Source organism: Paenibacillus sp. FSL R7-0313 (genome assembly GCF_037969885.1).
Classification (GTDB): Bacteria; Bacillota; Bacilli; order Paenibacillales; family Paenibacillaceae; genus Paenibacillus.
In genome coordinates this window covers 2,613,893-2,639,014 of record NZ_CP150219.1, presented here as the reverse complement: position 1 = coordinate 2,639,014, position 25,122 = coordinate 2,613,893, and the positions used below count along the sequence as shown (strand labels likewise).

Genomic DNA, 25,122 nt, shown 5'->3' with positions numbered 1-25,122 from the left:
GTTTCCTCCTGTCTCCGGTTGTTGTCATCATAAGAGTAATCCATTCTATACTATAAATTCACGGTAAGGCACCGTCCAGACGACATCATGTGCAAGCCGGTGCCCTTGATATCCGTCTTCACCGTAAGCTGTACCATGATCGGAAAAAGCTAAACAAAAGGCAGGCCGGGCGCGTTGCCTCATCGCCTCGAACAATGGCCCAAGAGCCTCATCTACATATCGGAGTGCAGCTCGCTGGGTCTCCACCGAGTCCTCCTTGGCACCTTCTACAAAGTAACGATTGGGGCCATGAACGGCAGACACGTTCAAAAACATAAATATCTTTTCATCCGGCGGTGTCTGTTCAAGCAACTTTAATGCATGCTGTACCTGATGTTCTGTCGATTTGGGGTTGGTTACCCCAAAGTTCATTCGCCAATAGCTCTGTTGGAAATAACCAGGCAATACTTTTGCAAGCGGGTTTTTTTTCGTAAAAAAGATGACGCCGCCAATACAGATGGTGCGGTAACCTTCAGCTGCGAACCCGGATACGATATCTGGTGTATCAAACAACCATGTGTGCGGATGTGTCTTGAGCCCAGTATTCCGGGAGTGAAAGAGCCGTACATGAGATGCCTTATCCGTATTAGCAGGAGTGGGCATAAAACCACCAAAAAAAGCGTGGTGTGCCGCATATGTAAAACTTCCCGGGGTATGACGTTTCTCCCACGGACCCGAACCACACAGATTAGGACAATTCGCCTCTTCCAGCTTGGCTACGTCATATCGTAACGTATCCAGCGTAATCATTAACAGATCATGGGAGCCCACGATGGTGTTCATATCAGGCATGTTGAATAGGCTCCTTTCGTAAAAGCTCCATTTCCCACTCATAGGTTCCGAGCCCATGATGCTCAACCCTGTATAACAGATCTCCAAATGGATTCACATCCAGTACATAAGCACGCGGACTCGGACCACTCGTAAGCATCACATCAATCCCGGCTGACCACGAGTTAGGGAATGCAGACATAGCTGCTTGCGCTGTCTTCCGAACCAGTGACATCCGCTGTTCATCCAGACCTGCTTCAGCAGGCAACATACGCTCATTGCGCAGATGCAGATTGGTTATAGGGGTACGACTAAGTCGCATAATCGCGTGGCCTGCCTGTCCACCCGCAACCAATTGGCGAATATCGTAGGCCCGCTGATCCAGTGTGGCTTTGGGCATCCATCGTTCAATCTGTGCACCTTCTGCACATAACCAGTTCATCAATGTAGCAATCTCTTCACTGCGGGTATATTTGCGTAGACGTCCTTCATTGAAGAAAATCGTCTTGCCCTGTCTCTGTTCCATACCTACTGTCGTTACCGCAATCTCAGCACTTCTACGCGGGTTGATCTGATAAGCGACAACACCCGAAGCACCCGAGCCACAGGCAAGCTTAACAAACACACGATGCATCCCTGCAGACTCCATAGTTGTGCGCAAGACATCGTAACTAAGGATCGGCTGTGAAGATTGTAATGTTCGAGGAACTTGAACCCCATACAGAGAAAGGTGCTGCTGACATTTCCTTTTGTCGAACATCAATTCAATATCGGCAGGATCATTCATGAAGCGCACACCAGGCCATGTCTCACGAGCTTCACGGCCTATGCGTTCCAGACAGGATTTCCAGCCGCGGAACCATTGGGCGGGAGCGTAGATTCTCCCCCATTCCTGTTCCAGCATTAGAGCCTGCTCTGCAGTGAACACTTCAGCTTCAGCAATTCCATCCAACAAAGGTGACTTGTCTTTCATTGCCCCAAGATGCAGCAACTCACGCTCTACTTCCCATACCTCTCCGGGCGCATCAATCCGTATAAGCGGTGCAGGCAGCTCCGAATGTATGACATCTATAATCGTCCCGCCCTGTCTCCAGGTGTGGAGTAATTCCTCATAAGGTAGTACAACCGCAGGTTGCAGACCCACTCTATGTCTGGCCTCTTGCAACCCCTGAGTTCGCCGATTATTCGGATTACCGATTAACAACATTGGCTCATTACTTTCATTAAATGCATGATTCATATGGCTCTTTATCGTTGTTGTGCTTGCCTCAATGTCCAGCATTCCTTATTCCGTCAATAACGGGAAACGCCAGTCGTCTTCGTCACTCTGCTGCTGATCGCTGACATCCACCGAAATCCCTGACTGTTTCCATCGAGTGATCATCTTGTCAGTCATGTAATGGTAACTCAGATTGAGATGTTTCAGTTTTTGGATTTTGTCACTTTTCATAAGAGCCTCAGCTCCCTCGTCAGTCAACGTTCCTTCGGATAGATCCAGTGCTTGCAGCTGATCCAAAATCGGCGCGTCAGCTGCCGCTTTGGCAATCTCATCCTGAATTTCACTGTTTTTCAGCCCCAGGTATTCCAGTTTCGAAAACAGTCCTTTTTCCAACAAGGGCAATACATCCTCAAGCGAGCCGTTGAACCCATAATCATCCACACCCAGATACAATTCAAGCTTCCGCAATTCCGGCAGTTCTGCACGAGTTATAGAGGCTAACACACTTTTAGGCAGACCACCACAGATAATGACCAACTCTTCGAGGTTCGCATGTCGCAATGGTTCCAATTCCAGTCCACTGCTACCTTTGATCACGAATGCTTTTAATTGGGGAAAGGCTTGTAGCAGAGGTGCAAGATTGGTCTGAATAATCCATGATACTTCGCATTCCTCAGAGTCCATATCTCCTATAAATAGTCTCTTTAATGCCGGGAAGCTTGGAGCCAGCTCAATCAACGTACCCATGAACTCATCAGGCGAATTTTCATAAGCTTGTCCCCAATCTCCGATGACCAGACTTTCCAATGAGCTGGCCTCCGGTTTAGCCGCCAGTTCCTTTATTAATTTTTCCATACGAATGCCGTCCTCATAATCATCGTAAGACACAACAAGCTTCACTTCTTGCATGAGTAGATCCCTCCGTTTAAGGTTCATATGTGATTCGTTAGTTTGAATGTTAACCCATACCACACAAGGCTTGCAACTTCTTCCAACTCCAGTCCCAATGAGATTCCCAATCGTGCAATGTAAACCATTTCTCATGTAGGTACAAGAACATACGTTCTGATATATAGTCGCAGAGATAGCTATCTTCAATTAGGTATATGGATGGATCTCCCCAAACCTCACTCAAACACTTCATTTCATAGAAAAAAGCGTTAATGGCGGGTGAACCATTCCATCGGAATGCTTCTGTCCTTCCATTAACGCTTTGATGTTCACATATCATGAAGTTAAATCAAGATGTTTCGTTTAGTCTCAGCCTTCAAGTCTGGATACGAGTGCTCTCAGCGCATGACCACGATGGCTAATCGCCTGCTTTTGCTCGAGCGTCAGCTCCGCCATCGTCATCTCGTATTCAGGTACATAGAAGAGTGGATCATATCCAAAACCGCCAGCACCTGCAGCTTGAGCCGTAATCCAGCCTTCCGCAGTGCCCTCCGATTCATACTTATCACCTGTTGTCGGATCGTACAGTACCAGCGCACAGACGAAACGAGCTGGACTCAGTAGCGGTTGCTCGGTGTCCTCACCGGATTTTAACGATTCCAGCGTCTCCAGCAACTTCGCATTGTTCTGTGCATCCGTTGCTCCTTCGCCCGCATATCTCGCTGAATATACTCCTGGCTCCCCGTCCAACAGATCTACGCAAAGTCCTGAATCGTCTGCCAGAACGGGCAAACCAAGCGCATCACCAACCGCCTTGGCTTTCTTCCAGGCATTCTCCGCAAACGTTACGCCATCTTCCACCACATCCGGCAGCTCCGGATAGTCAAACATACTCTTAACCTCTTTGCCAAGTGGTGCGAAAGCATGAGCGAATTCACGGACTTTACCCGCATTGCGGGTTGCAACAATGAGGATTGGGCTGTCCAAACTCATCTTAAGCTTCCCCTAATCCACGCGCGCCGATCTTGAGCGCAATCGGTCCAAGCACTTCTTTTTGACGCTCGATCATTTCCAGAATTCCCTGTTCGCCCAGTTCCAACATGGCGTTCAGCTCACGGCGATCAAATGGTGCTTCCTCACCTGTTCCCTGAAGCTCGACGTATTTACCGCCACCTGTCATCACCAGGTTCATATCCACCTTGGCTTTGGAATCTTCATCATAGTTCAGATCCAGTACAGGCTGTTCACCCACAACACCCACACTTACTGCGGCAATGAAATCCGTAATCGGGAACACTTGCAGTTTGTGCTGTTGGGAAATCTTGTTCACAGCAAGCGCCAGCGCTACAAACGCACCGGTAATGGACGTTGTGCGTGTGCCTCCGTCGGCTTGAATAACATCACAGTCCAAGGTAATCGTACGCTCACCAAGAGCCTGCAGATTAACTACCGAGCGCAGTGCCCGACCAATCAGACGCTGAATTTCCATGGTGCGTCCAGTTAATTTGCCGCGATTGGCTTCACGTTGGTTCCGAGTATGTGTTGCACGTGGCAACATGGAATATTCAGCTGTTACCCAGCCTTTCCCCTGCCCTTTCATAAAGGGAGGAACACGTTCCTCCACTGTAGCTGTACAGATCACCTTTGTATCTCCAACTTCAATCAGTACAGAGCCCTCGGCGTATTTATTCGTGTTCACTGTTAAATTCAGCGGGCGCAGCTGTTCGCTGGTTCGTCCGTTTGATCTCATATTTTCTGCCTCCTACGACTTAAGCATTCTGTAATGTTGAGCTTGTTCACACTTTTACTAATCCCTTATATTTTACCAAAGAGTTCGGTTAAAAGCATCCTTAAGCATTCCTTGCTCATTAAATCGGAATTTCGTTGATATATTCAGGCTTGGAAACTGGCGCACTGTAATCCCGGTTATCGTCACCCATGACCGTTTTTTGGCCGTTCCATTCGATCTGCACTTTGGCATCCTTGCTGACTGTATTCTCCGCAGTGGTTAACACGACAGACTGTAACAGCTCGCTTGGCACGATATCCCCTTCGGCAAACATATCATCTTTCAAGGCAACCGTGACCGTGCCATCCTCTGCCGTTTTCACCGATTGCAGCTCCGTTCCGCCTGTCATAACCTCTTCCAGTTCGCCGCCTTTGTCAGGTCCCTTGATCAGTTCGTTCAATGCTGCCTGCACCCGATCTTCACCAGGTGTAACGAGACGTGTAACTGGAACATAATATTGGATGCCTGCTGGTGAAGCTGCTGAGAAATAGACCGTGACCGGGCTGCTGTTCGCCACAAACGCATCACCCAGATCCAGATTGATTCCCACAGCCCGATTCAGCGGTTCAGGCAACGGCGTGCTGTTCACCGGCATTTGTGTTAACTTTTTACCATCCACCCAGATCTGTACATTCTCCACATCAGGCGTTCCCGTCAATGTCCACGTGACAGCTTCTAGCATTTTCCGTTCTTCCTTCGCATCATACTTGGCAAAATTACCCGAGAACTCCACGACCGCCAGCTTGTCATCCGCGTGAATCGTTACATTCTGCACAACTGTTCCCTGCGGGAGAACGCCCTGGAATCCTTCAGGCAGCATACCCGCATAGGCCCCGCCTGTGACAAGTGTATCCAGTGCTGTCTTTGGACTGCTGGCATCTGTTCCAGAAGGAAGTGTCAGGGATACCGGAGCGAGCAGCCCCTGCTGGTCTTGCAAATATACCGTCGTTAATGGGAGCGTTGCGAGTGCACCATTTCCTTCGGCTGCCTGAATCATGGCTGCTTCCTGGATGGGCGGTGGTGGATCAACAGCTTCGGAAGACTGTGCTCCAAACATGCCACAACCTGACAACACCATAGGAATACTCAGCAGCGCAGCTGCCGATACCGTACGCAAAGATTGGATCTTTCTCATGATCACGTTCCCCCTCATCATTTTTACAGTTTGTACTACCATGTATACGAGCCTTTGTCCAAAAAATAACTAAAAGATAATCGCTTTGCTGAAAACTTATATATGATCTTAAAGAAACGTAAAACAGGTTAATAACGTATTAGGAAGCAAGAGTAGGGACATTGCTAACTTCAGAGGAGGAATCGCCCATGGAACATCCTGAGCAAGAAAAAATCCCTTACAGCCTGAATAGCCGCAAGGTGGCGGAGGCAACAAGGGAATGGCTGCATAAGCGTGGCGTCACGATCCCTGAGATCGCAGAACTGGTTATGTTATTGCAGAAAAAATATTATCCAGGTCTTACGATGGAAGAATGTATCGAAAATGTGGAGATGGTTCTCCGTAAACGTGAGGTACAGAACGCTGTTTTGACCGGGATTCAGCTCGATATTCTGGCAGAACAGGGGCAGCTCATATCTCCTTTACAGGAGATGATTGAGAACGATGAAGGACTGTACGGCGTGGATGAGATTTTGGCATTCTCCATCGTCAATGTATATGGCAGCATTGGATTTACGAATTATGGTTATGTGGACAAGCTGAAACCAGGGGTGCTTGAACGACTGAATGACAAGAGCCTGGGGCCTGTCCATACGTTCTTCGATGATATTGTCGGTGCGATTGCATCGGCAGCGAGCAGTCGGATCGCCCATCGCAAACAATCCGAGCTTGAAGAAGCACTGGGAGAAAAACCTGTCAGTGATGACGCTGTATAATGCGTAACTCGTTTCATATCTGAAGTCATGTGGAACATTGGACATGTGTATGGATGCTTCGTGAAATAACTGTTTAATAAAATAACTGTTCATGGAAAAAGCGGCCTGATGGCCGCTTCTTTTGCATGTGTAACGGTACATATTGGATAATCCACATGTTATTATTTCAGATGTTTAGGTCGTACCGTTGCCACCAAACCAAAACCTTCAACCCAATTCTGCTCGGAAGGTGAACCAGATGTTGCCCGTTTCGGTCCAATCGTAATTTCCGGGCCTTTGCGTTCTCTCAACATGCCACGCAACACCGTGATACCGAGAATACTGAGTCCGGTAAATACATACATCATCCGCATGATGATATTGCCAGAATCCGTTCCGGTAACCATGCCGTGAACCAGCAAACCAATGAACACCGGATAGGACAAGAGGTGAAACATGAACCACCATTTACGGCCCAGCTTGTTCCGCAGATCACTGGATAACAGGACAATCACTAAACCGTAGAAGGCTAACGTTCCCAGACCACTGCCAATCGGATGCACGGAAGCTGTAAAAGGAATCAGAAGTTCTCCCCAGGTAAATGGGCTGTAATGATCAATATATAACGTTAATGCGTGCACGAGTCCAAGTCCGAAGGCGAGCCAGGTCGTTCGAGTATGCCATTTGAACATGGCTGCTTTTGGTTTGCCTTTGGCCATAGGCATCCCTTGCGCAATGCCCAGAAACACTCCGGCAAAGAGCAGCACATAAGCAGCAATTCCACTAATTCGAATGATATTCCACGTCGGCAGGTAATCTACAATCCATTGTGCCATAACCGGCTCCCCCATATCTGTTAGACTTGTCCTCGTTTATATTAGACTGAAGCGATGATCCGGATCAAACCCGGGCCAGTGCTCAGCAAGCGTATCCGTATTCCCTCTAAAATAAGTAATTCCATCCCGTGTCATCCACAGGACGTCATGCCGATCGTAATGTCGGTTTAACCAGCCCACCGCTTCAGCACTTCCCAAAATGCAGACCGTCTTGGCAATGATCTCGCATTGCGAAGCATGCTGTCCCAGAACGGTACACTGTAACACATCCGTATCCGCCGGTTCCATCGTCCGAGGGTCAATAAGATGGTGCGCAAGACTTCCATCCGTATTCTGCCATTGTCTGCGGGAAATACCCGAAGTGGCAACAGCTCCTCGCTGTAAACGGATCACTCCCGACACAGCACCCTGATTCTGCAAAGGATCTGCTACTTCCAAGGTCCACTGGGAATGGTCTGGTGAACCCCATACTTGAATATCTCCACCAGCGTTAATCAACCCCGCCGGAATATGCAACGTTCGCTGTAACCAGTCTGCGATGCGCTCCACTGCCCAGCCCTTAACAATGCCTCCCAGGTCCAACTCAGCTCCGGGGTCCAGATGAACCATTCGGCTACCTTCCCGCTGAATCCAACTCGGACGGCTGTGGTCATATCGATCTTCCATCCAGCCTGATGATTCAGGTGTTCTCGTTCGCAATATGCGTTCAAGCAATGGACGTTGCGGTTGTCGTTGCTGCACCTTATCGAAACTTAGATCATATCCCGAAGCCTGAAGAGCCTGGGAGATACCCGGTTGAAAAATCCCTTCGGTCAGTCCAATATATCCATAGGCCAGACTCAAAACTTCATCCATCGCAGCGGAGATGGGCATCCATCCGGTTGAAGCATTCAGACGATTTAGTTCACTGTCTGCCACAAATCGGCTGAAGCGCTGCTCCTGCGTCTCAAACCAATTCTTCACCAAAGTTGCTGCATGTTCAGCTTCTTCCCGCCCAGCGGACAGTTGCACTTCAACATCCGTGTTCATCGCACGGAATTGAAACCGGAGCGGACGAGCAACTTGCTCTGTGCGGCTCATGATGCACCTGTGCGTGACTGATAGTTGCCACTGCTGTATCCGGAGTCTGTACCCTGGTTATTTTGTCCGATACGCTGAGAATCTGAATAATCCCCCCTGTTACTTGTGCTCTGATCTGGCCGAGCTGCTTGTGTGCTATCAGATGTTCCATTATATTGACTATCATTATTGTCATTGTCCTGCGTGTTCCAGTTGTTGCTGTCCGTTGTACTGTTGATCCATTCATCCATCACATCATCATGCGTATCCACCTGGCTTGAAGCAGTAACACTTGTATCTGTGCCATTCGCTGCTGCATAGGCCACATCAAAGGCATCCGAAGTTCTTACATATTGAAAGAGTGCAGCCACAGTCAACGTTGCTGCCGCTGAAGCTTGCCATTTTCTCCATTGATTCCGTTTTCTTCTGGTCATCGCTCTTCCCTGCTTTCTTTAGGGTGTGTCTCAAAACGCTCCCTAGCGAAGTTCATAGTTGTATGATAGGCGCGCTGGCTTAAAAATAGATGAATGAACCGTTAAGAGAGGCTAAAAAGGCCCAGAACAGGTGAATTTCCTGTCCCGAGCCTCTATACAAGATCACATTATCATTTCATATCGATATCATCATTCCGTTTAGATTTGAAAATAGAACGTGCCATCCGGTTGCTGCTCTTGCTTCACTACTTCGCGTCGAAGTAACTCCTGCAAATGGGCCAACGTCTCACTCATGGCAAATCGCAGTTGATGGGTACCCAGCCGATTGCCAAACATGTGCACACAGATGTCATAAGCATTCGCCGGTGACTCCTGAATTCCCTCCGTCATCTTCTGAAGACGTTCCTCGTGATGAGCCAGCAATTGAACTGTCCGTTCATTGAACTGGGCAAAAGGATTCCGATGTCCCGGATACGCCTGCTTGACATTCAAAGCACCGAGACGTTGCAATCCTTCCATATAAGACAATAATGGCTGAGGGTCACTGCCAGGTTGCAGACTGATATTCGGTGAAATCTGTGGCAAAACTGCATCTCCGCACAGAATCTCCATGGACTCCGGCGCATAAAAGGATAAATGGCCTGGGGCATGTCCACCCGTCTCCACAGCAATCCAACGTTTCCCGCCCATATCGAGCCACTCGCCATCTTCAACAGGTGTGATATTCGGAAGTGGCGTAATCTGCGAAGTAAATACCTGCATATGTTCATGTATCTGCTCAGTCTTGTCTTCTGGCATACCATGACAACCATAATAATCAGGTAATATTGTATTAATACGTGAATCAGATCCCCACATATAATCAGCCTCTTGACGGGAGCGTGTGGACATTCGAACGGGTGCGCCCGTCATCTGTTGCATCCAACCCGACAACCCAAGATGATCGGGGTGATGGTGGGTCAGTACAATTTGACGAATATCGCTAAAGGTCAGGCCGAGATCTGCCAGCGCTTCAACCCACTCCTGTTCTGTTTCCGAATTACGCGGTCCCGGATCTATAATCGTTATCGTTCCATCCGGTTCTGATAACACATAACTGTTCACCCATCGCAAGGGAAACGACATGCTGATCTTGACCCGGTGTATGCCCTCTGTCATGGACATCTCTTCTGTGCGCTTCATGTTATCCCCCTTCCAGACTGTCTCTGTTCACTCCACAGGACGACGACCCACAAAAATCATGCGTGGAGAAGTCTGCTCGTCATATTTCTCTTCGTCATAGCCGCCATGTACCTGATCTACCCGGAGTCCGGCGGCACTTAACATCTGACTCAGTTGATCCTGTGTGTACAACTTCACACGCTCCTGATATACCCGCGGTTCATGTCCGGATGTGGTATCCGTAATGCGAATTTCCTTTTGCACAAACCCTTCCTCAATCTTGCGATACTCCTCAATTCGCTGCCCCTCATCCTCTCGGACGGAGTGCGGTACCAGATGACGAGTCACATAAGCCGTATTCATAAAATCAATTATAAAGCTGCCACCCGGGCGAAGCATCCGATGAACGGCACGTAATACTTTTAGTTGTTCTCCGTCCTCTAAAAAATAACCAAACGATGTGAACAGATTGACTACAGCGTCGAAGCCACCTTTCAGCGGGAGTTCACGCATGTCTGCGTGACACCAAGATACTCGGTGTTCAGTGTCCATTAGGCGTGCTTCACGTAAAAGCACATCGGACAGATCAACTCCGGTCACTCGCAATCCTGCGTCAGCAAGTGCCATGGAGTGCCGTCCCATACCGCAGCATAGATCCAATACTTCAGCATTAGGCTCAAGCTTTAACCAATTGATCATTTTATGTACTTCCTGATAGGCACCCTGCACATCCCGGTGCTTGTATACGAGAAGATAATCTTCTCCAAAACTCTTTTCATACCATTCCGTCATCCATTCTCGCCCTCCACTTGGTCACTGGCTCTATCTATAGTCACTGTTGTACAAGCCTGATCATTTCCCCTAGCTTTAATGTATTGTAACGTCTTTATTCTGCAAACTCAAAAAATTCCAGTAAGTTTCCAACATTGAAGAGCCAAAATGCAAACGATATAATGTTAGACATACGCCAGTAAATCGGTTAATTATAAGAAGTTGTTCAAAAAGCAACAGGAGGTGTTCTTATGATTCGCATCGGACTTACCGGATGGGGGGATCAGGAAGATCTCTATCCAAACCGTACCAAAGCCAAAGACAAGCTCGGTCTATACGGACAATACTTCTCCACCGTGGAGGTGGATAGTTCCTTCTACGCCGTTCAGCCGCGGGATCGAATGGCACGATGGGCTGCCGAGACGCCCGAATCCTTTGCTTTTATCATCAAAGCCTATCAGGGAATGACCGGACATCTACGGGGCAAGCCCTACTTCACCAGCACGTCAGAGATGTATAAGGCTTTTCGGGAATCACTGGAACCGGTCATTGAAGCCGGCAAGATGCAAGCAGCCTTGTTTCAATATCCACCTTGGTTTGAGTGCAATAAAGACAACGTGAAAGAGCTTCGTGAAGTGAAACTTCGAATGGAGGGTATTCCGTGTGCCCTCGAATTCCGTCATCGTAGCTGGTATGAAGGTGACATGCGCGAGCGGACGCTTTCGTTCCTGAAAGAGCAAGGGTGGATTCACAGCGTCTGTGACGAACCTCAGGCGGGTCCAGGCTCCATTCCCATCGTTCCACAGGCCACGGATTCGGAGATGACGCTGGTGCGCATGCATGGACGCAACGTTTCCGGCTGGCATCAGAATGGTGCGCCCAATTGGCGCGAGACCCGTTACCTGTACCGTTACAACAAGGAAGAATTGTTGGAATGGAAAGGATATCTGGAGCAATTGCAGGAGCAGAGCAAGGATGTCTATGTTATTTTTAATAACAACTCCGGAGGCGATGCAGCGGCGAATGCCCAGATGATGATGGACCTGCTGGACCTGCCAGTGAAGCCTTTTCCTGACCGTACTGAACCGGAGAAGGAAGAAGGACCGGAGCAACTAGAGCTATTTTAATGCGTGCAAAAAACGGAGTTATTCATATTATTGGGTGAAGGTAAGTGTATTTATATATTGCTATTATGCAGATCAGATTCGGGATTGGAAACAAACTAAAAGCGGCAAGCCTGAGGGCATTGCCGCTTTCTTTAGCTGGTAATCTACCTATAGAAGGCTATCCACATACATCCGTTCCGTTGCGTCAAACATCAGCGCTGCGCGGCTGTAACCGAAGAATTGATAGACACCTTGCGTAGCTTCTGGTTCATTTTATGAGCCTCAATGCCAGCCAAGAGCACAATGCCGATCCCATGGGTATCGTTTAGATTCCATCCCAGATCATCGCGATAATACAAGGAGGTAAACGAGTACCCCGAACCCCGGCATACCCCGTATATATTGCCTTTATAGTCAATCGACAAACGCGTCATACCTTCCCATCCTTTACGTACGGCCTCCAGATAAGGCTCAGGCTGTTCCAGCCAGCCCTCCCGAATACCACGGGCATAGGCGTAGATGAACATCGATGTACAGGAGGTCTCTTCATACGAATCCGGGCGGTTCAGCACCTGATGCCAAAGCCCATTTTCCCCTTGCAACGCTAAATAACCTTCACTTAAATCACGATAGAACTGTAATAGTTCCGACCGTTTCACATGATCATGTGGCAGGATGGATAACAATTCGGTTAATGAAAAGAGCACCCAGCCGTTACCCCGTCCCCACGGAATACCTGTCGCCCGACCTCGTACAAAATCATACACATGGGACATGATCTGTTGTTCAGGAAGATAGAGATACTTACGGAACATCAGGAACTGATTGACCGCATCATCCCAATACGCCCTATCTCCTGTCAACTGACCATAACGCATCAGAAAAGGTGTACTCATGTACAAGTCATCACACCACATCGTCTCCTGACGCATCTCTCCACTGCCGCGAACCCGGTAAAAGGCACCTTCCTCCAGACGCTCCTGCTCATCCGTAATGTATCCCGCAATCCGATCCGCGGTATCTCTTCCCCCACGAATATCGCCAAACTCCATCGCAGCAAGCAGCGTAGACCCAAACGAACCGCAATCATCCAGACTATCTATGGCAGACAGCTGATTATTGATCCCTGCCGCACCGTACCCTTCCCGATCCCACAGACCATAGCGGTCAAATGAAGTGCTCAGTTCAATATGTTTCCGCACATACTGAATGTAATCATCCCGTCCCAATTCCTGTCCCGTCTGGAGAAGTCCAAGCAGGGTAACGCCAAGCGGATAATTCCACTTTCCGTAATGTGTATTTTCCAGGTAAGGACGAACATGCGTATCAGGAAGATCTACCCGCCAATACACACCTTGTGCGCCATCATCAAAAACGGTATCGGTTCGCACGATGTCGGCGTGGGATGGTTCAGCATTGGGAGCAAACACACCTGTGTACAGCCAGGGGTCAGAACACCCCGCAACCGGATGAGGTGATTTCAGTCTCCAGCCTGTGGAACCCGAACGCTCGGCATCTTCCAACGTGAATCCCCATGATCCACCAAGTGCCTGGATTTCCCCTTTCGCGACCAGATATGAAGAACCATAACGGCGAGGAAGTTCAACGCGGAAGTTACCGCTGCTTCCAGCAGAGTATACTTCCGTACCATCCACATACAAGGTCAAAGCTCCATCATGACGGCCTTTTAAGATAATTGGCGTTGATCCTGGCAAGGTTACATCCAGTTTGGACCATGCGTAGGCAACAGCCGGTTGTTCCGTGCCGAAGATGCGGGCAAAAGAACCCACGCTCTGCTCCTCATCTGTCCACGCCTTGCGTGGATACCAGGTAAGGCCCGTCTCTTCTTCCGTCATGCCGTCACGAGGAAGAGATAATACAGGTTCGTCAACGGGTTCCGAATATAACCAGCCCTCCTGTCCCTGACGATCTGCCCCAGGAGTGAGGAAGTGGAGCGGGAAATTTTTGAATGAAGCTGTTCCGTAGATACCGCCGAATCCCACTTCTGTTTTTACAAAACACAGCAATACATCATTCCAGCCATAGTTAACGGAAATCGGAATCTGGGTTCTTCGCTCGGGAAATAACTCCTGCAACAACTCGGACTTGAATACCTCTTCACCATTCACATAGATCGTCACCGGACTATAACAGTTCAGGCCCGTATTTAACGTTGCATTCTGCTCGCTCCATAACTTGCCCCATACATACACGTACTGCCCTGCACGCACCTCTGCGCATTTCTCATGCAGATTCAGGTCGTAGCGATAGTCCCCTAACCTGCGGAAACCTCCCTGATGATAGGCTCTGAACAAAAATGAATGTTTCGGATGATCACCAATATAACGCTGAGCCACCGTAGTCAATATATCCGGAATTGAATCGTACACCTTGCCTGCAATCGCCTCGTTCTCATGAAAATAACGAATGATCGTCAGCTCCCTTCCTTATACCTTGATTCGTTCGCTTAGCCGCAATGTCTCTCCGCCCTGCACTTCAACAACCTGCTGATCCGCTGTGAACCAAACCGGGATGGCAGACGGATTATGGATGATGGATCGATCGGCCGAATACTCCAGTCGTTGTACGGCTTTCCAATAGGCGATCACTTCGATGTTCGTCGCGTACCAGATGTCGTTCCTGCCGCCAATCTGCTCACCGAACTGTTCGATGATCTCCCAGTTGTCGTTGTCATTGAACTCATAGCTGTGACCCCAGACGTAGAGTAATAGTGGCGTACCTGTTTTGGAATGTTGGATAAAACGTTCGGCATGCGCCGCCAAATCATGGTTATGATGGCAGGTCGGATGCCATTCAAGGGGTCGGTCTGGCAACGTGTATCTGCCATGTGATTCAACGGTACGAGCATAATCGATGCCAAGCCACTCCAGCTTTGTACTTAACGCACGGTCGTACCCTCCGTTGGGATAAGCCATGCCTCGTACCGGATAACCGACGAGCTGCTCCAATGCTTTTCGGTCTTCGATAATCTCTTCGGTCAATAGTTCATTCGGAACATAAGGCAGCGTAGGGTGAGTAACCGTGTGAACGGCTACTTCATGCCCCGTATACAGTTCAGCGACTTCCCCAGCCTCAATGCGGCCTGGATTACCCAAGGTACCCGAGTTCAGATTAAAGGTTCCCCGCAGACCATACCGATTACAGATCTCCACCAGTCTGCGATCATGCACCACTCCATCGTCATAACTGAGCGTTAACGCTTTCATCAGGCCGCCTGGATAGCGGTCAAACTGAATCCGATGTCCCATCCCTTACTTCCACTCCTTTATCCCAATTCTTCAACAGGTACATGACCTGCCTCCTGTAATCGATGATGTTCCGAATCAAAATACGTACCTTCCAGCAGGCCAATCAATGTGTTGGTTATCCGCACTTCAATGTCGTTATCCCCTGGACGAAGCCAGGAGGCTTCTCCCTTCCAGCGATACGGAGACCAGCATCGCACACCAAGACTATGTCCGTTCACCCTCACTTCCGTCACATCCTGCACCCGCCAATCGCTAAATTCCAGTTCAAACGTGGTCATATCTTCCCCTGGCTCATCCAGCCAGAACGTGCGTTTATAACTCATTTCCCCGGCAAAATGGGGATACAGCGGCTGCGGTTCAGGTCCGATGCGAAGGGCCGTATCCGACTCCCGTACAAGCGAAGCCATGCCTTCATGATGGAACTCCACGCCGAATCTACCTTGTAGATACAAGGGATCAACGATACCATCCTCATCTTTCGTTACCTGCACAATCGCCGTCATTTCGTTGAGACCGCTGTGCAGCAGCGCCGTAATATCACAAGCGATGTTATTGTGGTCGGTTATTTCGATTGGATCGAATTGTTCCTTTTCAAGCAGATGCCCATTAATCTCCATCGACCAATTGCCCGAAATCGCCGCTCTGTCCATGAATAACAGGCATGCAGGCAATGCCGTTCTTAGCTCAAATGTGGTCGTATATCGGCACTCGATCGGGTAAGCAACGGATGCCTTTTTCGGTGTGCCAAATACCTGATTAAACTGGACTGGCAGATGCTGCTGCTCCGATAATTCTGCCGCCTGATCAATAAACGGTTTCACAGTTACATGCTGACTCTCCAGAATCACACCATTAGCATTGGAAGCCTGAAGATGGAATTGTCCCATTCGCAAAATGTTAGATTGCACCGTTTCGAGTCGCCATGGCCCTTCCGAAGGAACTCTGATCTTACAGGCTTGATTTGCTCCTACCGAAACATCCGCTCCGAACGTCGATCCTGTTTTGTCTGCAACATCCACCTTCGTTGTTAATTCCTCTTCCTTCACAGGTTGTAAAGTAAGGCGTACAGCATGCGCTTCATAAGGCGCCAGCGTTAGTGAAATACAACATTCCCCGCCACTGCTCGTATACGGCAGTGCCTGAAGCTGTCCTGTCTCCAGATCGAGTCGTTCTGCCACGAGACAAGTGTTCTCTGCCAGCTCCGTTCCATCCCACAGCTGTCTGGCGACCAGCTTCAATTGACCCTTCAGGTCCTGACCCTCCTGATTGGTCAAAAAAACCATGTGCTCTCCAGCCGACAATTGACGGGTATGCATCAGCAGAGATGCACTTTCCTCCTCCATGATCCAACAGATGGGTTCGGGCAATACCTGATCGAGCAGGAGAGAGATCAGCTCCAGTGAAAAGTCATCTCCTTGGCCCGTTCCTGCGGGTAGAAAATAGGCATTCCCCTCACCCTGATGCCACATGGTTTCACGGTTATCGTGATCCGTTGTCACGTTACGGCCCCAGTACACCTCTTGCGGCTGCTCGCCTGCGCCAAAGAACTCGGCAGCTTCATATCCCTCTGGACTTCCCGGCTGAATCGCAATATGTGGAGGCATCCCAACAGAGATGACAGTTCCTCCCTGCCGAACGAATCGCTTCACCTGTTCCCAGGCCGCGGCCTCCAGATTCAGCATCGGTGGCAGAATCAGTACGTCATAACGGGCAACGCCGATCCGAATGATGCCATCCGTTAAGTCAGCTTCAGCCAACAATTCGGGATCAAGGTGATCATAGTCACGTCTGTTTTCGAGCAGATGGGTAGTAATCCGCATCCAGTCCTTCGTCAGGCGCTCCAGTTGCGCCCGTTCTAATTCGTCCTCGCCGCTATACTCAAATCCATGCAGCGGATTCCCCATCAGACTCCAGAATGTCGTCGTTGGGTCAAGCACGGCAATACGAATATCTGCTGCTCCGGTGCTCATGAGATAGCTCAAACGTCCGGTATAATCCCCCAACTGCCGGAAATGCTTCCAGTAGGGATTCTGTAAAAATTGAGATGGCGGTGCATCATGCTTTGCCAGCCCACCAATCGTATAGAAAAAGGCGTGAAAGTTATAAAAATTGGTACCCATGGCGGCCATGCGATCAATCATCCACTTGGCATCCTGTAGCGTCATCGACCAGCCTACACTGTGAAAACATTCAATCAGATTGCGGCTTCGGCCCAATTGCCGGGCAAGCGAACTGACCATCTTAGGATTGTCACGCATCTTTTGGCCGTATCGTTCCAGAATCCACGATAAGGATCGTCCGATTTTCTCATGTGCCGAATCACCACCTGGCATATGGCTGAATAACTGGGTGGTCATCCGTACACCAGGTACCTCAGCTGCGTACTGGATTCCTGCTTCCTCACACCAGTCATGCACCTGTTTGTGATAGGACTCCCGGAGAAGCAGATGCAGTGACTGGTAATAGTCATACCGAATCCGATGCGCGTCCGGAACATCGCCATATATCAGGGCCGGTAGCGAATCGATCAGACTGTAACCACAACGCTCGCTGAAATAACGGGGAAGCTGTTGGGACCAGGGGATACGGCCCAGCGGTGCAATCTCATCCGAGAACATACCTTTGATCACGCTTTCAAATTGATCTCCAACCGCTGACTTATAACGCTCATGTGTCAGTTCAATAAAACGACTCATCGCTTCCTTGTGGCAAGGATCAACAAAGTTGCCGTAATATTTGAAATCATCGATCTCTTTTTCCTGAAATATAATCAACTCCCAATCACCCGGGGGAACATCCCACAACAAGCGGAACGCTGTTCGGTAGGTGAAGAACCGCTTGCGGTTATACGATGTGAGTCCGGTCTCCTGATACACCTGATCGGTCTGGATATTGCCGATTTTGCTGCGCAAGTCAATGGATTCATGCCACAACCGTTTGCCCTGGTCATCTTTGGGAATCGCCTTGGCAACCAAGACTCGTCCCCATGGCAACTCCAGATCCACAGCTTCTCCGCCCTGAACCACCAACTGATGATGCACCAGCTGACGCTGCTTCGCTTCAGGGAAATCAAGGGTCACTTCCCCACCAGCCATGCCGCTTGGATATGGATATTCGTCATATAACCATACCTGCATGCCGTGAGCAGCCGCCGCTTCCACTGCAATCCGCACCTTATCAAACCACGCTTCCGACAGATAGGGAATTTGCAGTCCCTGACGTGGACAGATGAAGAATCCACCTACACCTTGCGCCGCCATCTCAGCCACTTGCCGCTTAACCTGTTCTTCTTCCATATCCCCGTTCCAGAACCAAAAGGGATGGACCCGGTACTGCGCCTCAGGATTGTCAAATGCATCCCCGTTCCACATATTGCCTTCCTCCCTGCCTGTTCAAGAGTGGTCGTCCAGCTTTACCAATAACGTTCATTTCAGTTCAAATAGGTTTGTTTTGTTTTGATTATACATCAAAAACCATATTCAGGAAGTCATATTTTCCAGAAAGTTGGATGGAATTTGGTTCGCGCATCTAGTCATTACAGCGATAAGAAAAAGCCCGGCTGTTTCCGCTACACTGAAAGCACGGCTGCCGGGCTCTGGCTTATACGACTACTTCAATGCAGCGTACAGTTCATTAACTTCTTTGACATAATCGTCTCCGCCGTTGTTCTTCCACAGAGCAACAGCATCTTCGAACCCTTTCTCATCAATCTGGCCTACGATATATTTGATCCGTGCATCGTTGATGATATTGTCCAGCTGTGGTCCTTTCTGAGCGTAAACATCAGAGATCAGCGGTTCGCCAGGATTGGCGATGACAATCTCTTCGTTGGCTTTCTGCACCTGTGCAACCTTTTCACGGACAGGTGTCTGTTGTACACGAAGCGTTCTGTCTTCTGGCACAAACATCAAAATCTGATTTAAACCCTGCAGGTCGCGCAGCGCCAGCTTGTCAGTGCTCGGTATGATGTAGTCTTCTTTTTTCTCGTATTGCTTGCCTTCCAGTCCGTTGTACAACAATGCCTGCAATTCCGGTTCATTCAGCTGATCCAGAAAGCTCAGTACCTTCTTCAGGTCTTCTTCCGTTTTGACACTGCTTTTGGAGATGGCAATCAAGCCGGAGTAGCCAGACGTTGGCATATCACGCAGTCCCTTTGGACCTTCCATCGCTTGCAACACATCTACGCGTCCTGTCGCATTCGGGTCTTTATCGAGTATTTTCTGATCCATGCGCTGGGCATTATCTGCTACATCCACCATGACACCGGCTTGCCCATTCACAAATGGATCAGGCAGTTTCGTTGCATCCATCACCGCAAAATCCTTGTTGACCAGACCCTCGCTATAGATTTGCCGGAAAAATTTCAGGGCTTCCATGTATTCTGGTGTCTCATGCGCCGGGATCAGACCTCCACTGCCATCATCTCCCCATTTGTTGGGCGCACCAAACCATACCTGCATGTTATCCCACGGGCCCGTGAATTTGCTGGCAACCAGACCGTACGTATCATCCTTGCCGTTACCGTCCGGATCATCCTTCGTGAACGCTTTCAACACATTGTAAAATTCATCAATCGTCTTTGGCTCTTCCAGCCCCAGATTCTCAAGCCAATCTTTGCGGATTGTGACCCCATTACGTCCCAGGGCGCGCGCCCGGTAGATGCCATAGGTTTTGCCATCGATTGACGCATTGTTGGTGATGATTTCATTCATTTGACTCAGATTCGGATAATCTTTCAGATAAGGACCCAACTCCCAGAAAGCCCCGGTTCGGGCCGCATTGATAAAACTTGGAGACTTCCCTAAGACCACCATAATCTGAGGAAGCTTTCCCGAGGCCAGTGTGATGTTGAATTTGTCTTCGTACGAGCTGCTCGGCACCCACTGCAAGTTCACATCCACCTTGGTCAATTCCTCAAGCTTCTGGATGACCGGGCTGTTCTCCGGCGGATTCTCCGCTTCGAAGTTCGGAAGCATAATGGTAATTTCGTCGGTTCCACCCGCAGCGGTTCCTGAACCTGCTTTGTCCGTGGAGCATGCTCCCAGAACTGTACTCAATACCAGTGACGCAGAGAGTAACAGTGCACCTTTTTTGAATCCCGTTTTTTGTCCCATACGTTCTCCCCCTTGGCTTTAACCTTTGATTGAACCTAACATGACACCTTTGGCAAAATGCTTCTGCAAAAACGGATACACCAGCAAAATCGGAATGGTACCTACAACGATCACCGCCATTTTAATCGACTGCTCTGGTGGCTGTACAAAATTGGGGTCCATGTTAGCCATATCTCCGACACTGGCTTGCGAGAGTAACACAATCTGTCTCAGCATGACTTGTAGCGGCCATTTGTCACTGTCGGAAATGTACAGAAGTGCCGAGAAAAAGTTGTTCCAGTGTCCTACGGCGTAGAACAAGGCAAACGTGGCAATGACCGGTTTGGATAAAGGCAGAACAATTCGCCACAGCACGCCTAGATCCGAACAGCCGTCGATGCGGGCCGCTTCCTCCAGCCCGGGCGGCATTTGCTGAAAAAAGTTTTTGACAACGATTAAGTTAAAAGCGCTGATCGCGCCAGGAAGCATAAGAGCCCAGTAAGAATCGAGCAGTCCCAGTCCACGAATGACGAGATACGTTGGAATCATGCCACCACCAAATAACATCGAGAAAATCACCATGTTCATCATGACGTTACGGCCCCAGAAGTCACTTCTGGATAGTGGATAGGCCATCGTTAATGTGAAGAACAGATTGACCAGTGTACCTGCCACCGTGATGAAAATGGAAACACCAATACTGCGAAAGATCGTGGACGAGGAGAAGATATACTCATACGCGCTGAAGGAAAACACCTTCGGAATGAGGAAAAAACTGCGTTCGGTGATCTCGGCTTCCGTTGCGAAAGAATTCCCTATAATATACAGGAACGGAAGGACGGTTAATATGCCCAGAATCCCCAGCATGACGTAATTGAAGATATCAAATACCTTGCCGGCAGGGCTGTTGTATAGACGGCTGTTCATGGGCTCTCCTCCTTAATAAATTCCGGGATGGCCGAATTTTTTCGCAAGTTTATTACTGCCAAGCACCAGGATAATCCCCACCACAGACTTGAATAGTCCAACAGCGGTACTGTAACTGAACGCACCTTGCGTAATCCCCACCGTATACACATACGTATCAAATACATCTGCCACATCGCGGTTGAGGGAGTTGGTCATCAGATAGATCTGCTCAAATCCGGTATCGAGGAAGTTCCCCAGTCTGAGAATGAGCAAAATGACTATGGTCGTACGAATGGCTGGAAGTGTGATATGCCACATCCGCCGTAACCGTCCTGCACCATCGACAATGGAGGCTTCATATTGTTCCGTATCGACACCTGCAAGGGCAGCAAGGAAAATGATCGTGCCCCATCCCATCTCCTTCCACATCATCTGCACAATAATGAGCGGACGGAACGAACCTGGACTGGAGAGTACATCAATGGGCTTGCCTGTAATCCAGGCGATCAGGTCGTATAACACCCCGCCTTGGGGGGTCAGGAACACATACGTGATACTGGCGATAATCACCATGGATACAAAATGGGGTACATAAACCAGCGTTTGAATCGTTCTTTTGAAGAAAGCGACTCGAATTTCATTTAATAACAATGCGATAATGATCGGTGCCGGGAAAAAGAAGATAAGATCATACAGGGCAAGGACCAATGTATTGCGTAATAGTCGGAAGAAGTCCGGGTTGGAGAAAAAGTTCGTAAAGTTCTCTAACCCCACCCAGTTACTCTCCCGGATGCCCAGGAAAGGCTGGTAGTCCTGAAAGGCAATGACGATCCCCCACATGGGCAAGTATTTAAAGATGACAAAGTACAAAAAGCCGGGAAGCACAAGCACATATAACCATTTGTTTCGTTTGATCTGCCTTTTCCAATTAGACTCTCGTCTCATGGGCCTTGTGGCCCTATCCGCTTGGGTGGTTGCAGTGCCGTTGGTATTCCAGTCCGTCTTCCCGTTCATCATGTCTCCCCTTTCTCAACGATGTAAGCGTTATCAAATAACCTAAGACTCAGACTATACAGCCGATCTTTTTCCGGCAACCTTCATTTTTTGCATTGCTCCGGCTCATTGGCCGAAAAGCCCGCTATAACGCCATTCCCAGAAGAAATTGAACATAACGTAGCAGGTAGAATTGCACATTTTTGCGGGTTTATCCTTCTTTGTATCACGGTAAAAAAAAGAAAAAACCGACATCCGTTAAAGCTGAATGCCGGTCTGAAATGACAAAGATATAAAAGGTTATTGTCCAAACCATTGATCGCGATACTGACTCGGGGTAACTCCCTCCTGTTTCTTGAAGATCCGATTAAAATAACTGTGCTGATATCCCACAGCCGCCGCAACATCATTAATTTTCATCGTTGTCTCACGTAACAATTGCTTCGCCGCATCCATTCTCACACGTGTCAGATAATCAATAAAATTAATGCCTGAAACCTGTTTGAAAGCCTTACTCAGTGCATAGGGTGTCATCTGCTCCTCGTCAGCACAGTTTTCCAGCGAAATGTCGCTGCGGTAATGCGTATCGATGTACAACATCGTTCGTTCCACCACCAGTTTCAGCGGTTCCTGCGATCGTACCCCAACCTCTTGTATATACGGTATGAATACCTCATTCATCATCCATTGTCTCATCTGTACAGGTTCACGAATACCGGATAGTTGCTCATACATGTTGTAACCACCAAACAGCTTATAAGGTGTGACACCCGTTTGCAGCATCATGTGCTGAATACTGCCGAGCAATTGAAGCATCATCTGTTGCACCTGAAATTCGGTACTGCCCGTCCGCGTAATCTCACTCATGAATTGTTCCAGCACACGTTCTGCTTCGGCTTGTTTGCCCAGCCTTACCGCCTGTAACAACTCCCGTTCCAGCCCAAGTGGATAGGAAGCTGCTTCATTTCTGCGGAAACACGCCTCATCCTCCAGATCGAGAATCTGACTACCTTCCTCCACACTGCGGTAAGCCACGGCCTGTTCCATCTCGACAAATCGTCCGGGCAGTTCCTGTAGTGAAGCTGCTGGGCGACTGACCATCAAGGTCACCTTCATTTTGAGCGTACGTCCAATGACCTCCACCAGTTCCTGTCCCCATAACAGCGCTTGTGATTTCACAGGTTCGTCCTGGGGAGCGATCACAAGCATGGCGGAAGACAAGTCATGAAAGTTCATGACACTGATCTGCCTGAAATAATTTTTCGCCACTTCCTGAGTGATATTCACTGCTGCAAAGGTGACTAATCCCGTGTCCTGGCTCCCAAATCTGCCTTGCAGTTGCTCGTACCCCGTAAAATACATCTGCACCAGCAAATACTGCTGGCCCTCCAGCTCAAATCCAAGATGACGCATGCGCTGCTGGAGATCCTGCTCGTTATAGGCATATAGATGCCCCTGTACAAGTTGTAGGACAAAGCTGTCGCGCAGATGGGGAAGCTGCTCCTGCAACTGGCGATGTGCCGTAACACTGCGGGAGGTCAGTTCGTTCCACTGTTGCTCCAGCAGCTCAAACTCATCCAGCTTGGCATCCGTTGGTGTTGTTTCGTTTCTGCCAGGCGTAAGCAGATGCAGCATCCGCGCTACAGGCGAATAGATGCGGCGTGAAGCAAACCAGGATAACAATAATCCCAGGATGAGACTGCCTATACTGGCAATGACGATGATTTTGGACACCAGTTTAACTGGCGAAGTGACTGATGTCAAAGGTGCTGCGGAGACGTAAGTCCAGTCTGAATCGATCCGACTCAATGAACCGTATGAGACAGAATAGGTCTGATCCTCATATCGGAACAGGAATGAGCGGCTGCCCGCATGCAGGGCTACTTCTTCTTTTAGCTGCTGCTCAAAAGCAGAAGTCTCTCCCGCCGTTCCCGGATTTCCGGTAACCAGTGTGTTACCTTCCTGATCCATGAGGAACGTTAAACCTTCGTCATAAGGAGTAAGCGTTTTCAATAAACTGGCAACTTTCTCGTTATCCAGCGTGATGATCAGTGCACCAAACGGATTAATGCTCTCGCCTGGTATCTTATGTACTAGAACAAGTGCATTGCCTGCATCCGTATGCAGTGGACTATCGTTGGTCGATGTTGCGGTATCACTGTTGATGCTGGAAACCCAGTCTGTCCAGTACACGTGGTTCCCCATGGAAAGGTATCGATCATAGGCTTGTACTTTGGCTTCATCGTTCAATTCGGTATAATCCCGATTAAACAAGATTGGCTTTGGTTCCTGCAAATACAGCTGTGCTGACTTGATCAGTGGATGGGAACCTTGTAATACGTATAAGGTAGTCACAATCTCCTGCGTTTCATTGAAATAATATACAAAATCCAGCGTTCGCAAAGCATTGCCAAACCTCGGTTCAAAAGCCCAATGGGATAAGTTCATCTCCAGATAAGCCAGCTGGTCATCCACATTGCGTGCCCGGTTCTCGATCTGGTTCTGATGCATCTGATTGAACTCGGTTTCCATCCGGCCAACAACCTGTTGATACATGACGATACCTGTGATTAGTCCGGGAATGCTGGCAATGAGTAAAATAAGCATCAGGCTGTTTCGATAAAATCGTCCTTTATGCCTTCCAGCCTTCAGATCGGATAATCGCTTGAATCTGCCAAATATTCGATCGCTCCTAGTCGGTTCCATCGCTGCTCACCTGCCTGCTTGCATCGGGTCTGACTGTCATGGAAACTTCCTCAACTCCCCTGAGAATATATGGATGAAATCCTTTTCTTGTATTATACGCACAATCCTCAGGTGAATGAAACGATCTGTAACCGATCATTTTTTTAACCAATGTTTTATTAACATGACAAAATGGATTACAATGAGATAAAGCAAACATGAAGGAGG

The 25,122-nt window shown here is 48.9% G+C and carries 20 protein-coding genes; 2 read left to right on the top strand and 18 right to left on the bottom strand.

Annotation, left to right across the window (positions count from 1 at the left end):
* Positions 1-45 precede the first annotated feature (45 nt).
* From NSQ38_RS11560 to NSQ38_RS11535, 6 genes are all read right to left on the bottom strand, one after another.
* The gene (locus NSQ38_RS11560; protein ID WP_339789326.1) at positions 46-831 is read right to left on the bottom strand and encodes an STM4013/SEN3800 family hydrolase; all 786 of its coding nucleotides are present in this window, start codon (positions 829-831) and stop codon (positions 46-48) included.
* Positions 824-2,092 carry an STM4014 family protein gene (locus NSQ38_RS11555; RefSeq protein WP_339789324.1) on the bottom strand — a complete coding sequence of 423 codons (1,269 nt, stop codon included), beginning with the start codon at positions 2,090-2,092 and terminating at the stop codon, positions 824-826. The genes NSQ38_RS11560 and NSQ38_RS11555 overlap by 8 nt, the downstream gene beginning before the upstream one ends.
* A gap of 3 nt (positions 2,093-2,095) precedes the next feature.
* Positions 2,096-2,938 (bottom strand): STM4015 family protein, encoded by an 843-nt coding sequence (locus tag NSQ38_RS11550; RefSeq protein WP_339789323.1) that lies wholly within the window; start codon positions 2,936-2,938, stop codon positions 2,096-2,098.
* Positions 2,939-3,289: 351 nt separating this feature from the next.
* Positions 3,290-3,913 carry an XTP/dITP diphosphatase gene (locus NSQ38_RS11545; protein WP_017692573.1) on the bottom strand — a complete coding sequence of 208 codons (624 nt, stop codon included), beginning with the start codon at positions 3,911-3,913 and terminating at the stop codon, positions 3,290-3,292.
* Between the two features lies 1 nt (position 3,914).
* Positions 3,915-4,670 (bottom strand): ribonuclease PH, encoded by a 756-nt coding sequence (rph, locus tag NSQ38_RS11540; protein ID WP_017692572.1) that lies wholly within the window; start codon positions 4,668-4,670, stop codon positions 3,915-3,917.
* A 118-nt stretch (positions 4,671-4,788) separates the two neighbouring features.
* Positions 4,789-5,844: a GerMN domain-containing protein gene (locus NSQ38_RS11535; protein ID WP_339789321.1), complete on the bottom strand. Its 1,056-nt coding sequence runs from the start codon at positions 5,842-5,844 to the stop codon at positions 4,789-4,791.
* 188 nt (positions 5,845-6,032) lie between these two features.
* On the opposite strand from NSQ38_RS11535, the gene NSQ38_RS11530 reads away from it, so the two are divergent.
* Complete coding sequence (locus NSQ38_RS11530) at positions 6,033-6,599, top strand: phosphatidylglycerophosphatase A (RefSeq protein WP_091037633.1); 567 nt, start codon at positions 6,033-6,035, stop codon at positions 6,597-6,599.
* 161 nt (positions 6,600-6,760) lie between these two features.
* On the opposite strand, the gene NSQ38_RS11525 is transcribed toward NSQ38_RS11530, so the two are convergent.
* The 5 genes from NSQ38_RS11525 to NSQ38_RS11505 all read right to left on the bottom strand — a co-directional run bounded on the left by NSQ38_RS11525 (position 6,761) and on the right by NSQ38_RS11505 (position 10,860).
* Positions 6,761-7,414 carry a ferric reductase-like transmembrane domain-containing protein gene (locus tag NSQ38_RS11525; RefSeq protein WP_339789319.1) on the bottom strand — a complete coding sequence of 218 codons (654 nt, stop codon included), beginning with the start codon at positions 7,412-7,414 and terminating at the stop codon, positions 6,761-6,763.
* A 36-nt stretch (positions 7,415-7,450) separates the two neighbouring features.
* Positions 7,451-8,494, bottom strand: a complete 1,044-nt coding sequence (locus NSQ38_RS11520; RefSeq protein WP_133387107.1) for an FAD:protein FMN transferase — start codon at positions 8,492-8,494, stop codon at positions 7,451-7,453.
* Positions 8,491-8,907 carry a hypothetical protein gene (locus NSQ38_RS11515; RefSeq protein WP_339789317.1) on the bottom strand — a complete coding sequence of 139 codons (417 nt, stop codon included), beginning with the start codon at positions 8,905-8,907 and terminating at the stop codon, positions 8,491-8,493. The genes NSQ38_RS11520 and NSQ38_RS11515 overlap by 4 nt, the downstream gene beginning before the upstream one ends.
* Positions 8,908-9,105: 198 nt before the next feature.
* Entirely contained in the window at positions 9,106-10,089 is a 984-nt protein-coding gene (locus tag NSQ38_RS11510) for an MBL fold metallo-hydrolase (RefSeq protein WP_339789316.1), read from the bottom strand.
* A gap of 27 nt (positions 10,090-10,116) precedes the next feature.
* Complete coding sequence (locus NSQ38_RS11505; protein WP_339789313.1) at positions 10,117-10,860, bottom strand: methyltransferase domain-containing protein; 744 nt, start codon at positions 10,858-10,860, stop codon at positions 10,117-10,119.
* A 230-nt stretch (positions 10,861-11,090) separates the two neighbouring features.
* On the opposite strand from NSQ38_RS11505, the gene NSQ38_RS11500 reads away from it, so the two are divergent.
* Positions 11,091-11,966, top strand: a complete 876-nt coding sequence (locus NSQ38_RS11500; RefSeq protein ID WP_339789310.1) for a DUF72 domain-containing protein — start codon at positions 11,091-11,093, stop codon at positions 11,964-11,966.
* A gap of 191 nt (positions 11,967-12,157) precedes the next feature.
* Here the strand turns inward: NSQ38_RS11500 and NSQ38_RS11495 are convergent, their stop codons facing one another.
* The 7 genes from NSQ38_RS11495 to NSQ38_RS11465 form a co-directional block, all read right to left on the bottom strand.
* Positions 12,158-14,335: a glycoside hydrolase family 88 protein gene (locus tag NSQ38_RS11495; RefSeq protein ID WP_339789308.1), complete on the bottom strand. Its 2,178-nt coding sequence runs from the start codon at positions 14,333-14,335 to the stop codon at positions 12,158-12,160.
* A gap of 57 nt (positions 14,336-14,392) precedes the next feature.
* Positions 14,393-15,214 carry a polysaccharide deacetylase family protein gene (locus NSQ38_RS11490; protein ID WP_339789306.1) on the bottom strand — a complete coding sequence of 274 codons (822 nt, stop codon included), beginning with the start codon at positions 15,212-15,214 and terminating at the stop codon, positions 14,393-14,395.
* 17 nt (positions 15,215-15,231) lie between these two features.
* The gene (locus tag NSQ38_RS11485; protein ID WP_339789303.1) at positions 15,232-18,585 is read right to left on the bottom strand and encodes a glycosyl hydrolase; all 3,354 of its coding nucleotides are present in this window, start codon (positions 18,583-18,585) and stop codon (positions 15,232-15,234) included.
* Positions 18,586-18,822: 237 nt separating this feature from the next.
* Positions 18,823-20,328, bottom strand: coding sequence for an extracellular solute-binding protein (locus NSQ38_RS11480; protein WP_339789301.1), 1,506 nt, complete (start codon positions 20,326-20,328; stop codon positions 18,823-18,825).
* 18 nt (positions 20,329-20,346) lie between these two features.
* The gene (locus NSQ38_RS11475) at positions 20,347-21,234 is read right to left on the bottom strand and encodes a carbohydrate ABC transporter permease (protein ID WP_017692544.1); all 888 of its coding nucleotides are present in this window, start codon (positions 21,232-21,234) and stop codon (positions 20,347-20,349) included.
* 12 nt (positions 21,235-21,246) lie between these two features.
* On the bottom strand, positions 21,247-22,161 hold the full coding sequence (locus NSQ38_RS11470) for a sugar ABC transporter permease (RefSeq protein ID WP_339790495.1): 915 nt from the start codon (positions 22,159-22,161) through the stop codon (positions 21,247-21,249).
* Positions 22,162-22,509: 348 nt separating this feature from the next.
* A complete protein-coding gene (locus tag NSQ38_RS11465; protein WP_339789299.1) occupies positions 22,510-24,915 on the bottom strand; it encodes an AraC family transcriptional regulator in 2,406 nt (801 codons plus the stop codon).
* Positions 24,916-25,122: the final 207 nt, after the last annotated feature.